Consider the following 12,134-nt stretch of genomic DNA (forward strand, 5'->3'; position numbering starts at 1 on the left):
GCCTATTCTGCCCGACCTTCCGCGCGGAAGCCCTCCAGGTGGTCCTGTGCGAAGCCCGCGAGTGAGTTCGACAGCTCACGCAGGGCTGTGAGGCCGCCTTGCTGGGGCCGCAGACCGGCACGGCGCAGCCGCTGCCAGATGTGTGCCTGCATTTCGGAGACGTTGTCGTCACTGTCACCGCCCGCGTACCGGGGGAGTCGCGCCAGATCGACGATCTCCGCGTACACCTCCTGCGTCAGCATGCGTAGGAAATCGGTATCCGGTGCGGCGAAGGAGGGGCTGTCGGCGAGCTGGTCGCCGAGCCGACCGTAAAGCTTCTGCTCCATCGGCGACAGGTCAGCCACGTCCGAATCCGGCTGCTCCGCTTCACGCGCCCGGACGATCAGCGGGCCGACCCGCTCCTTGATCTTGTCCCAGCGGCCGTCGAACTCGCGCAGCACCTCCTCCAGCTCCTCCGACAGCTTCCGGTACACCGGCCGGTCGTCTCGTTGCGCGCGTTCCTCCAGGTGGTAGCGCAGCGCCTGCACCTGTTCGGCGGCGGACTCGCGGACGTCCGGGATGCGGTCCACGATCTCGTCGAAGTCGGCCGCGAGGATGGACACTGGAGCAATGGTCTCGTTGATCTCGGGCAGCTCCAGATGGTCGGCGATCAGGGCCCGCACCTTGCGCCCGTAGCCGCGTACGGAGAAGTCGCCGCCGGGGGCGTCGCGGTAGTGCCGCCGTACACGCTTTTGCAGCAGCGTCCACGCCTGGGCGTTGGGCACCTGCCGCAGCGCGTCCTGGTGCGGCAGGGCACCGTCCAGCGCGCCCATGAACTTGCGCAGCAGACGGTCGAAGGTCGCCCGCTGCTCCTTGTCGTGGAGCGTCAGCATGGCCTCGGACACCCGGGCCCGGCTGGACAGGTCCTCGATGCCCAGCCCCTCCAGGAACAGCTCGACCAAATCCGCCGCCTCCTCCAGCGCGGGCAGCCCGTCGGACAGGCGCGACGCGCCGAGCGCGGGTGGTGCCCCCTGGTACGCGGCGAGGGTGACCGCGAGATTGTTCAGCACGCCGTAGTAGTCCACGACGCGCCCCTCCTCCTTGCCGTGGAACGGGCGGTTGACGCGGGCCACCGCTTGCAGCAGCTCCGCGTCCTGGATGGGGCGGTCCAGGTACAGCACCTGCTCGATCGGCGCGTCGAAGCCGGTGAGCAGCATCGACTTCACGATCAGGAACGCGATCGGCGGCTTCTCGGCGGGGATGGCGACGGACGGACCCGCCGTGCTCCACGGATTGAGCCCGCCCACCGGCACGGGGGCCTCCTCCGGAACGGGGTACACCTCCGGGCCGTGAACGACCTCCCACGGGTTGTCGGGCGGCAGATTGGGGAACGGCTCCAGGAACCGCTCCACATGGTCCTCCTGCTTCTTCTTGTCCGTCCATTCCCGCCACACACCGGACTTCTGCTCGTCGCCCGCCGAGATCACCGGCACGAAGTCGATACGGCGCAGCAGATCCTGGTAGTGCCAGGCGCGCAGCAGCAGCAATTCGTCCCGCGTGTACTCCTCGGACTTCTTCCGCCGCAGCGCCTCCTGGGCCGCTGGGCCGAACTCGTCGCGTACCCTGTTCAGCAGCTCGGCCCGGACATCACGCAGCGCGTCCCGGTAGAGCACCGCCGCTCGGCGGCTGACCGCGGCGACCTGGGCCTTGTAGCCGAACTGCATCGCACCCAGCACGTAGTGGTGGAGCATGTCCCGGGCCTTGGCCCGGATCATGGGCGTGGACTCGGAGACGTCGCGGCCGGTCGGCGGAGCCCAGCGATCACGTATTCGGTCCTTGGCGGCGTCGTCGAGCGGGGCGATCAGATCCTCGAAGCCGTCGTCCAGCTCTGCCTTGTTCCGGACGTTGGCGGGTCCGGTACGGCCCTCGTAACGGATGGGGACGACCACCTGGTCCCGCTCGGCCTCGCGCATCCGGTACTCGTCGAGGAACCCGCCACCCGGCTCCAGGCCGAAGATCTCCCCGGTGGTCTTCCGCGTGCCCGTCATGATTGGCGTGCCGGTGAAGCCGATCCGGGCGGCATTGGGCAGCGCGTCCCGCAGACACGCGTGCAGCACCGACGTGTGCGACCGGTGTGCCTCGTCAATGAGCACCAGCACCCGTGTCGAGTCGCTGCACTCGCGGAACTCGCGGCGCGCTGCCTTCTTCGTCGCCTCGTCGGGCTTCGGGTCCGCCACTTCTTCCGGGTCCACGCCGGCGGCGATACGTTTCCGGGCCCGCTCGAAGTCCTCCGCGAGCGCCCGGTCGTCGCCCCGGGTGTCGCCGAGCCCCGGGATGTTCCCGAGGTACTTCTGGATCATCGCGAAGATCACGGAACGTCCGCCGCCTCTCCCCGCGCGCTCCAGTCGCCCCTCCAGATCGGCCTGCGAGGTCGCCACCCCGATATCGCTGCCGCTCACCCGGACGGCGGCCGAGAGCTGGTCCTGGAGCTGGGTCCGGTCGGTGACGACGAGAAGGGTGAACCCGTTCAGCTCTGGATCGGGGTTCATATGCAGCCGTCGCGCGAGGAATGCCATAGTCAGGCTCTTGCCCGAGCCCTGGGTGTGCCAGATGACGCCCCCGCGCTCGTCGTCCTCCGCGCCCGGGTCGAGCGGGGACCGCCCGGTCCGCAGCTTGTGGACGATCTTCTCCACGGCCCGGTACTGCTGATGGCGGCAGACCGTCTTGACCGTCTTCGCGGGCTCGCCCTCCTTGACCTTGACCGGGAGCTCGAAGACATAGTGCCGGACGATGTTGAGCAGGTTCTCCGGCTTGAGGACGACCGCGATCAGCTTGTGCTGCTCGGTCAGCTCGGCCCCCGGCTCCAGCACCCGCCGCCCGTCCGCCGTCCGCGACTCCTCCAGCTCGCGGCGCAGCGCCCTGTCGTCCCGGTAGTCCGGGGTGACGCTGCGCCACGGCGCGTAGTGCGCCTCGTCGGCCGAGATCGTGCCGAGCGCGGCCGTCTCGCCGCACGCGGCGATCAGTAGCTGCGCGGGCGCGAACAGCTCGGGTACGGCACGTGGTACGTCCTTGTCCTTCCGGCCGTCGTGCGTCAGTGGATTGCCGGAGTACGCCCGCAGATCGCGGATCGCCTTGACGATGGGGTCCTTGATGTCGGGACTCTTGCACTCGACGACGGCGAGGGGGATGCCGTTGACGAACAGCACCAGGTCGAGGAACGCGGGCTTTCCCTCCGCCGTGTTGACCTGGAGCTGGTCGACGACGAGGAAGTCGTTGCGCTTGAGGAGGTCCGGGCTCTCGATGTCCCAGTCGATGTAGTGCACCTTCTGGTCGGTGCCCCGGTGGTGGACCTCGTCGCCCTTCACCAGGGTGCCGTGAAGGAGGAGCTCGGTGGTCTCGCGGTTGGCGGTGAGCAGCGGGCGCGCCGAGATGTTCCTGGCCGCCCGTCGCAGGTCGGTGAGGGCCTTGGCCGCCTGCGCGTCCTCGACCCACTGGCCGCCGGTCTCGGCGAGGCGGTTGATACGGCGCAGCGCGGCGTCCATGCGCTGGGGGAGGAACACGTCGTCGTAACCGCGCTCGGCGGACTCGGCGGCGAGGTCGGGCCCGTGGACGTGGGTCCACCCCATGGAGACGAGCTGATCGATGAACGGCCGCTCAACCTCGTCCCGTTCGACCTGTTGCCGTGCCGTGGCCATACGCCCGCGCCCCTTCGCTCGTCCGGCTGCCGCCCGTGCCTCCTGTCCCATTGTGGGGCAGGGGAGTTGGGCTGTGGGGAGGTAGGGGAGGGGCGCGGTGTGTCGGCTGGGAGGGAGGGCATTTGAGGTGACTCTCTGACGGCCCTATGCCGTGAATGACGGTGTTGTCGCTGTCCGAGAGCCACCTCAAGGCGATGGCGGTGGCGTCAAGCGGTCCCTTGTCCAGGGGGCGGGAAGCGGAGGGTGGTGGCGTCGGCGGTCCATTCGACACCGCCGTGGGCGGGGCGGGGGAAGGCGACGTGGTGACCGGTCACCTGGTGGTCGAAGAGCAACTCGGCGGCGGCGTGGACGGCCTGCACCACGCAGGTCCGGCCGCTGGCGGGGTCGTACGCCACCTGGCCGGGGGCGGGCACGCGGTGGTCGGATCGCGGGTGGGGTGGATGATGGGGCTGGTGCTTCATGCGATGCGTCCTTCGGGCTGCCGGGGGATGTGCACGGTGTGGGAGGGGTAGCGGCGGCGCAGTACCTCGTAGTCGGTGGCCTTGCTGTAGTCCCTGGCCTGTTTGGCCTGTTCGCGTAGGGCGGCGTAGTGGCGGCAGGTGGGGCAGGTGTCGTTCAACGGTCACGCTCCGGTCGGTTGGGGTAAGTGGTTGCGGAGGCGGGGCGGTTGGGCTCGTTGCGCTCGCTGAGATGTGCGCGAACAGCAGTGCTCAGTTCGTCGGACAGCCGCCACAGCTTGTCCAGGGCGACGGGGTTACGTGACGGCTCGGCCTCCTGGCTTCCGGTAATGGGTGCCGGGGCTGGTGAGGGGGTGCCGGCGTTCATGGGGTGTCCGCTCCCTGTCCCGGCTGCCGACGTCCCGTGGGAATTCGCCGTGCGAGGTTTTCTGAGCGTGCCCCGCAGAAGAGGACGTGTGGGGTGTCCGCTGCTGACGGCTGAGCCGGGGCTGTCGTGTCCCATCCGCGTTGGCGCGCCACGTCCTGTATCTCGCGGGTGATCCGGTCCGCGACGCGGCCGGGGCCGTGAGCGGGGGTCGTTGCGGTGGTCCGCGTGGATTCGCTGGCGTGTTCGGAGGGAAACACCATGGGGGGTTCTTTCTGACCTTGATGTGTCTTGCGGGCTTTAATCACTCTGTGTACTCCCAGCGTTGCGCTGGGGGACAGCGAGAAACAGGGGTTGGAGCACACCAAGAGGCTTGGGGTGAGGGGGGATCCGCAGGTGAGTGAGGCGAAAGAAGGGCAGGAACCGTCCAGCGGGGCGGCGTTCCTCGGGGCCGAGGTACGGACCTGGCGACTACAGGCGGAGCTGAGTCGGCGGGAGCTGGGCTTGAGGGCCAACTATGGGCAGCAGTATGTGGCCAAGGTGGAGGCGGGTGAGCGGCTGGCGAGCCCTGAGTTCGCCGACGCGTGCGATCAGGTCTTCGGCACGCCGGGAACGTTCGCGCGGCTCCGGAAGCGGGCCAGCCAGCACGGCTACCCGGATTGGTTCGTGCCGTACGTGCAGTTGGAGCGGCAGGCGGTCAGCATTCTGGACTACTCGGCGACGCTCATCATGGGGATGTTGCAGACGTCGGAGTACGTGCGGGCGGTTTTCCGGGCGGTGCATCCCCGCGCGAGTGTCACCGAGATTGACGCAAAGGTCGAGCGGCGGTTGCGCAGGCGGGAGGTGATGGAGAAAGGTAATCCTCCGCTCCTGTGGTGCATCCTGAATGAGGCGTGCTTACGGACTGCGGTGGGTGGCCCCGAGGTCATGGCCGTACAGCTCGCCCATCTCTGGAAGCAAGCGGAGTCTCCGCACATCACTATCCAGGTATTACCGTTCGCGGTGGGGGCACCACCAGCGGCAGAGAGCTTCACGCTCCTGACGTTCGACGAGGGGCCGGACGTCGCGTACGCAGACACGGCGATGGCGGGCCAACTCGTGGACTCACCGGAAGCGGTGGTAAACGCAACCGCTACCTACGACCGGCTGCGGGCTGCCGCCCTACACCCCGAGGAGTCGTTGGCCATGATCCGTAGAGTGATGGAGGAGTACGCCTGATGAGGTCCGACCTCGACCTGTCCTGTGCTGAGTGGGTCAAGTCCAGTTACAGCAACGGTAACGAAGGTCAGTGCGTGGAATTCGCACCCGACATAGCCGCCGCTGCTGGCGTCGTCCCGGTACGAGACAGTAAGAGCCCGGCAAGCCCGGCCCTTGTCTTTACTGTGGAGGCGTGGGGATTCTTTGCAGATGCCGTACGCAGGGGAGTGTTCTCGGCCTTCTAGGGTCACGCATTTTCTGCCCCGTCGCTCTGAATTAAAAGTGGCGGGGCAGTCTCGCTGGCTTACATTGTCCGTTACGTCGCCTTGCCGGTCAGTAGATCTTCGATCAGGGCTTGCTTCAGCATTTTCAGTCCATTGATCTTCTGCTCGCTGAGGCTGAGCACCGAACGTGCAGCCTCCCAGGCCTTGACGAGTTGACGTTGAGTGCTCAGTGGCGCTAGCGGCATTAGGTGGCGATCGTACTCGCGAGCGCTAATGTTGCGCTGCCCGACTTCTCGAACGCTTCGATTTACCCACTGATGGAACGCGTTGGATCGCGACCAGGCGAATGCGTACTCGGGTAGCATGACATCGGGCTTGATGCGGTATCGCACCAGGTATCCGGCATATGCGCAGGTGCCATCCGTGGGATAATACAAGTATGACTTGCCCGTGGTGAACCCCGTTCGCGCGATCAGCAGGTCCCCCGAGGAAAGGATGTGCCGGTGTGCCTTTTCCCATGGGATGCTTGCTGGGGTCGATGAATCTGTAAGCAGGGTTCCGTGGTCGTCAATGTCCGTGATGCGGACGTATCGCGGCAGAGAGTCGCTGTATGGAACTGCCGGACTACTGCTTCCGTATTGCCCTCCTCCCTGGGTGACGTCCGCTAGTCGCACCTTCTCAAAATTTCGAACGTGTTGATCTAGCTCGTGATTAAGTACACCTTCCCAAAGTAGTTGTTCCTTGCGGGACTTGTGAATTTCGGACGTCACCTGCTTGTCTGTCTCTTTGAGTGCGGAGATGATCCTATGCTGCTCGGCCAGCGGAACCAGTGGTACGGGTATATCTCGAACCATGTTGGCGGAGATCTTTACCATACTCTCAGAGGTTCCCTGCGCCGAAGCCATAATGCGGCGGCGGACGGGAGAGGATTTCAATAGGACTTCAAGGAAATCAGAGAGGCATAGTTCGGATGGGCGCAGACGCATCATGAGGTCCGGGTAGATGCAGGGTGAGCCAATGTCTCGGTACCTGCCTGCTAGTCCCACCAACGCGCGAGTATTGGCCCTGCTGACCAAGATGTCTCCATCGCTCAAAAGCGCTGGATGGTCTGGAGAGATTCCTGGCGGGGCGTTCTTCAGCTGCCGGGGGTGGAACCCATCGGGAGTCAGGCACCCGAGCCCCAACATTTGCACGCCCGTCCAGTCCTGGCTCTCGGGGGGTGAGAATCCGTTGCGAATCGGGCCACTGAGGTAATGGCTGAGCGGTACTTCCTTGCGAAAGGCTTCACCCCGCATAACCCAGGACCTCCAGGAACCCGTCCAGCCGCTTCGCGGCTTCCGCGCGCCGGGCTTCGATGTCCCGCATCGACACCGCGTACTTGTCTTCCCACACCCGGTACGAGTCCACCAACTCCCGGCGGCGCCGCACCACATGGCCTTCCAGCTTGCTGGACAGGTCGTTGCGCAAGATGTCAAGCACCACCCGGCGCTCGCCGCTCTTTTCTTCCGTCAGCGCCCTGCGGGCGCGCGTGAGGCGAGGGAGCTTCGTCGGCTTGTCCGCGTCGGCCTCGGGAGGCGCCTCCGCTAGGACATCCAGCGTGTCCTGCACCGCCGCCTCCTCGGCGGCCACCGCCTTCTTCTTCGCCTTCGGCCGTCCCCGCTTGGCAGATTCCAGCGGCCAGAAGTCAGCTTCCAGCCGCTTGACCTCGTTGCCGGCCGCCGTGCGGTCCTTCTTCAGCTTCGCCAGCTCGGTCTTGCTGAGCACCGCCTCCACGAGCGCCGGGTCGATGGACCCGGAATCGCCCCCGTCCTCGCCGTCGCCCACCTCGGCCTCCGCCCTCGCCTCCGCGAGGGCCGCCTCCGCCTCCTGTGCGGCTTTCAGCTTCGCGTCCAGCTGCGCCTTGTGACGATCCGCCGATGCCAACTCCTCCAAGAAGTCTGGGGCAATCGCGGCGACCACCTTGTGATCGTACGCCTGGCGCCGCTCCGCGCCCGAGCGGTTGCGCGCTCCGCCCGTCTTGGGGTCGCGCTCAGGGGCGAGCATCGTCTCGACGTTTTCGACCCAACCGTCCACCACGCCCGTGAAGCCGCCCACCGACAGGGCCTTGAGCTCGTTGCGCGCGTCCTGCCACCACCCGGCGACCGCACCCGCCAGCGCGTACTCGTCCAGCAACCCGACCTGGAGCAGCTCGCCACGGAACGATTCGATCAGGTCCGCCCGCAGACGGGCGAGCTGCCTGCGCCGCTCGCTCTCCGTACGGTCGTCACCGTCCGCAGGAGCGAGCGCCGCGATCTGCTCGGCCTCCCGCTCCCACCACTTCTCGAACTCCCCGCGCAGCACGTCCTCACGCGTCCGCGCCAGCTCCGCCAGCCGGGCCGCGTCCGGGCGCTGCCCCTCCGGGAGGAAGTCCACGTAGTCCGGGTCACCGGCTCGCTCCGCGAATAGATCGGTGACGCCGATCCCGTACGCGTCCAGCAGCCGCTTCTTGCCCTCGATCTCGGTACGCGGCACCCCACCCTGCAAGTGCGCCCGGACATCCTGCGGCTCGGGCGGCGGAGTGTTGTCCACGTAGCGGCGGATGTTGAGGTTGTCGTCGTTCCTCGCGAGTTCGTCGCGGGTGACGCGGCGGGCGAAGCCGTCCACCCCGGTGAAGTTCTCGTCGTCGCGGAAGCGGTGGTACGTCGAGACGATCTTCTCGACGTGCTCCGGCAGTAGCACGTTCTGCGCCCGCTCCGCGTGGAACTCGCGGTCGGCGTTGATGAAGAGCACGTCGTTCCGCTGGTGGCGCGGCCTGCCGCCGGGCGCGCGCAGCACGATGACGCAGGCCGGGATGCCGGTGCCGTAGAACAGGTTCGGCGCCAGTCCGATGACGGCCTCGATCAGGTTCGCGTCCAGCAGCCCGGTGCGGATGGCGCGCTCCGCACCGCCCCGGAAGAGGACCCCGTGCGGCATGACGCTGAAGACCGCACCGCCCTGGTCGCGTACCTGGTACAGCATGTGCTGGAGGAACATCAGGTCGGCCTTGCCGCGCTCCGAGGTCACCCCGTACGGCATACGGGCCGACTGGTGCTCGACCTCGCCCAACGTGTAGTCCATGGAGAACGGCGGGTTGCTGAGCACCAGGTCGAACCCGGTGTCCAGGTGCGCCGGATCGCTGAGGGTGTCCCCGGTGTGCAACCGGAACTTGTTGGCACCGTGGAACAGCATGTTCATGGTGGCCATCACCCAGGAACCGCTGTTCGCGTCCTGCCCGGCCAGGAGCATGCCATCGGATTCCTCGCCGTGCTCGTCGACGTACTCCTTGGCGTGGATCAGCATGCCGCCGGAGCCGACGCACGGGTCGTAGATCTTCTGGTCCCCCATGGGCCGGGCCAGCTCCACCATCATGCGCACGACCGCACGAGGGGTGTAGAACTCGCCGCCCTTACTGCCCGCTGTGTCGGCGAAGTCCTTGAGCAGGTACTCGTAGGCGGCGCCGATCATGTCGGGGAACTCGAAGTCCTCGCCGCGCAGGCGAATACTGCCGAAGTGGCCGATCAGCGCGGCGAGCCGCCTGTCGGCGAGGCTCGCGGAGGAGGTGCTGCCCGCGCCACCCCCGATGCGGTTGAAGTTGAGGTGATGGAAGAGGCCTCGCAGGGCGTTGTTGTCCCTCTCCAATGCGTCGAGAGCGGGCTGGAGGTACTGGCCGGCCACATCGTCCACGGCTCCGGACAGCCGTTCCCAGCGGGCCGCCTTCGGTACGTACAGCACCTTGCGGGTGGTGTAGCTCTCGGAGAAGTCGGCGACTTCCTCGGCATCCTCCTGCGTGGCGCCCCCCGCCAGTTCCTCGGCGATGATCGCTTCCCGGGCGGCGTCGAACTCGTCGTTGACGCGCTTGAGGAAGAGCAGGACGAGGATGAAGTCGCGGTACTCGGCCGCGTCCATCGTGCCCCGCAGGATGTCCGCCGCCGCGAACAGATGGCGTTCCAACTGGGCGAGCGTGAGCTTTGCCACGTACGAGACTCCCTCTGCTGATGTACTGCCCCGGCGGACCACCCTCGCACGGCCGTGGGCGGACGGTGGAACGCCGGAGAGCAGCCTACGGCCTTGAGGGACCGCCGACTGTCAGTAGTCGGTCAGACCGATGCCGTCCTCCACAAAGCGCCACACATCGGTGTAGGGATCCCATTTCTCACGCTCGGGCGAGGTGTGCTCCTCGTTGATCTTCTTTGCGAACTTCTTGGCCTGTTTGTACAGGCCCTTCACCTGGGCGGGGAGCACCAGCTTCGCCTTGTCCTCGGAGACGGACGTCAGATGCCGCCCGTACGTCTTGACGAACTTCGGGTTCCCCCGCAGCTTGGCCGAGGCCGCCCCGCACTCTCCGCCAAACCCGGTCGTGTAGTTCTGGTAGTGCAGCAGCCGCCACAGCTCGAAGCAGGGATGCGAATACGCGACGTTGACGCCGGCCCGCTCGGCCATGTTGGCAGCTCGCTGAACGCCCGGGTGATCGTCCCGGTCGAAGAGGCACCACACCGAGGGCTGGTACTTCTTCTCCAGGCCCCGCGCCTCCCGCGTCACCTTCTTCTTGTGCGCGATGGCCGCCTCGACGATCACCAGCGGCTTGCGCTCGTAGCTGCTCCGGCTCGGACCCCGCTGGCCGCCGTGGGTGCGCTCGTCCCACTTGATCTCGATCGTGGACTCGACCTCTCCCGCAGGCAGAGCCTCCTTCTCACGCGCCTGCCGCCTGAAATCGATCAGCGCGTCGATGTACGAGGGCTCGGTCAGAGTGCCCTCCGTGAAGACGTAGACCATGCGGCGCCGAACGGATCGCCGGGCGGTGCGCTGTGCCGAGTCCTTCCCCCTCTTCGGAGCCATCAGGTCCGCTCCACCTCCGTCGCTCGCGCCATCAGCAGTCTTCGCCCGATCTGGCCCGTGGTGAGCGTGGGGATGCCACCGAACGCGCCTTCCAGATAGGAACGGGTCAGGTCCTCGTCCTCGCCCGGCTCCGCCGCCGTCAGCGGATACAGCTCGCTCGCGCCCCGGCCGTCCTTCTCGGTGAGCCAGATCTGGCCGGGGTCCAGCAGTCGGCCGCCGCTCGGGGTGGACAGCAGCGACGGGTCGTGCGAGGTGAAGATGAGCTGAGCGCCATGCGGATTGACCAGAGGGTCGTGGAAGAGCCGGACGACCTCGGCGGCGAACCGCGGGTGCAGACTGGAGTCCAGCTCGTCGATCAGCAGCACCGCTCCCTGGTCCAGGGCGAGCAGCAGCGGCCCCAGCAGGGCGAACCAGGAGCGGGTGCCGAACGACTCCTTGTCCCAGTCGATGGCCACTCCCTCGCCGCCGCCATCGGTGTGCACCAGGCGGACCGACGGACGGTCGGACCCCGGCCGCTTTTCGATGCGCGTACCCATGATCCCCAGGTCGGCGACGCGCAGCAGCTCCTCAATACGGGACCGGGCCTCAGGCTCCTGGAGCCTCTGGGTCGTGTACGCCTCGCGTTGCGGCCGTTCGGCCTCCGGGTCGATGTCCCACAGGTTGTCGAAGAACCAGCGGTGAATTCGGCTGAGCTGGGGATGGTTGTCGGCCGCGGCCCGCGAGAGGAGCAACGCGTTGGGGCGGGTGGTGCGGGCGAGGAGGGCGCGGTCCTGGATACGGTCCCCGGGAAAGTGGAACTCCGTGTCCCGGGAGGCGTCGCGGTCAAGCCACTCCCGCCGCCGCCCCTTGGGGTAGGCGTACAGCCACTCCGCTTCGACCCGAGTGTCGCTGAGCTCGAAGCCGTAGGTCCATCGGACGCCGTCCTCCAGGACGAAATCCGCCTCGTAGAAGGTGTTCTCGTCGGCCATGGCCGGGTCGAGGGCGAAACGCTCGCGGGGGACGGGCTCGTGTGGTGCCCAGCCCGTGTAGGACCTGAGGACCGCCTCGCGCATCTTCTTGAGCGCGCTGATGACGTTCGATTTCCCCGAGGCGTTGGCTCCGAAGACGCCGAGCAGCGGATAGACGTCGATGGTCTTGCCGTCGGACAGCTTCACCGTGCGGGCCGCGAGTGCGTCCTCGCCCTGCGGGACGACGAAGGACAGCTCCTGCTCGTCGCGCAGGGACAGCGCGTTCGCCACGCGGAATCTCAGCAGCATGCCACCCTCCTCGTCGACACAGCGTAACGGTGATGCGGTGGCGCGGAGTGATCATCTCGTAATCCCAGGCAGGATGGTGACCAAGGAAATCACCTTGTCGCGGCCAT

10 protein-coding genes are annotated in these 12,134 nt (G+C 67.0%); 2 read left to right on the forward strand and 8 right to left on the reverse strand.

The genetic code is table 11. The features are described from left to right. Window positions 1-2: 2 nt before the first annotated feature. The 4 genes from ACJX2R_RS35140 to ACJX2R_RS35155 all read right to left on the reverse strand — a co-directional run bounded on the left by ACJX2R_RS35140 (window position 3) and on the right by ACJX2R_RS35155 (window position 4,499). The gene (locus tag ACJX2R_RS35140; RefSeq protein ID WP_413103389.1) at window positions 3-3,674 is read right to left on the reverse strand and encodes a type I restriction endonuclease subunit R; all 3,672 of its coding nucleotides are present in this window, start codon (window positions 3,672-3,674) and stop codon (window positions 3-5) included. A gap of 206 nt (window positions 3,675-3,880) precedes the next feature. Beyond that, window positions 3,881-4,135, reverse strand: a complete 255-nt coding sequence (locus tag ACJX2R_RS35145; RefSeq protein ID WP_413103390.1) for a hypothetical protein — start codon at window positions 4,133-4,135, stop codon at window positions 3,881-3,883. Then, window positions 4,132-4,293, reverse strand: coding sequence for a hypothetical protein (locus ACJX2R_RS35150; protein ID WP_413103391.1), 162 nt, complete (start codon window positions 4,291-4,293; stop codon window positions 4,132-4,134). The genes ACJX2R_RS35145 and ACJX2R_RS35150 overlap by 4 nt, the downstream gene beginning before the upstream one ends. Continuing rightward, window positions 4,290-4,499 (reverse strand): hypothetical protein, encoded by a 210-nt coding sequence (locus tag ACJX2R_RS35155; protein ID WP_413103392.1) that lies wholly within the window; start codon window positions 4,497-4,499, stop codon window positions 4,290-4,292. The genes ACJX2R_RS35150 and ACJX2R_RS35155 overlap by 4 nt, the downstream gene beginning before the upstream one ends. Before the next feature lie 393 nt (window positions 4,500-4,892). Between ACJX2R_RS35155 and ACJX2R_RS35160 the strand changes: the two genes are divergently transcribed. Together ACJX2R_RS35160 and ACJX2R_RS35165 are read left to right on the forward strand one after the other, a co-directional pair. After that, the gene (locus ACJX2R_RS35160; protein ID WP_413106018.1) at window positions 4,893-5,714 is read left to right on the forward strand and encodes a helix-turn-helix domain-containing protein; all 822 of its coding nucleotides are present in this window, start codon (window positions 4,893-4,895) and stop codon (window positions 5,712-5,714) included. Then, window positions 5,714-5,938, forward strand: a complete 225-nt coding sequence (locus tag ACJX2R_RS35165) for a DUF397 domain-containing protein (RefSeq protein ID WP_413103393.1) — start codon at window positions 5,714-5,716, stop codon at window positions 5,936-5,938. Before ACJX2R_RS35160 ends, ACJX2R_RS35165 begins: the two co-directional genes overlap by 1 nt. Window positions 5,939-6,009: 71 nt before the next feature. Here ACJX2R_RS35165 and ACJX2R_RS35170 read toward each other — a convergent pair whose 3' ends face one another. The 4 genes from ACJX2R_RS35170 to ACJX2R_RS35185 all read right to left on the reverse strand — a co-directional run bounded on the left by ACJX2R_RS35170 (window position 6,010) and on the right by ACJX2R_RS35185 (window position 12,027). Then, entirely contained in the window at window positions 6,010-7,212 is a 1,203-nt protein-coding gene (locus ACJX2R_RS35170; RefSeq protein WP_413103394.1) for a restriction endonuclease subunit S, read from the reverse strand. After that, complete coding sequence (locus ACJX2R_RS35175) at window positions 7,202-9,910, reverse strand: N-6 DNA methylase (RefSeq protein WP_413103395.1); 2,709 nt, start codon at window positions 9,908-9,910, stop codon at window positions 7,202-7,204. Before ACJX2R_RS35175 ends, ACJX2R_RS35170 begins: the two co-directional genes overlap by 11 nt. A gap of 111 nt (window positions 9,911-10,021) precedes the next feature. Then, window positions 10,022-10,771, reverse strand: a complete 750-nt coding sequence (locus ACJX2R_RS35180) for an RloB family protein (protein WP_413103396.1) — start codon at window positions 10,769-10,771, stop codon at window positions 10,022-10,024. Further along, complete coding sequence (locus ACJX2R_RS35185) at window positions 10,771-12,027, reverse strand: AAA family ATPase (RefSeq protein WP_413103397.1); 1,257 nt, start codon at window positions 12,025-12,027, stop codon at window positions 10,771-10,773. The genes ACJX2R_RS35180 and ACJX2R_RS35185 overlap by 1 nt, the downstream gene beginning before the upstream one ends. Window positions 12,028-12,134 lie beyond the last annotated feature (107 nt).

This window comes from Streptomyces sp. Inha503, from assembly GCF_047215865.1.
Lineage (GTDB): Bacteria > Actinomycetota > Actinomycetes > Streptomycetales > Streptomycetaceae > Streptomyces > Streptomyces lycopersici.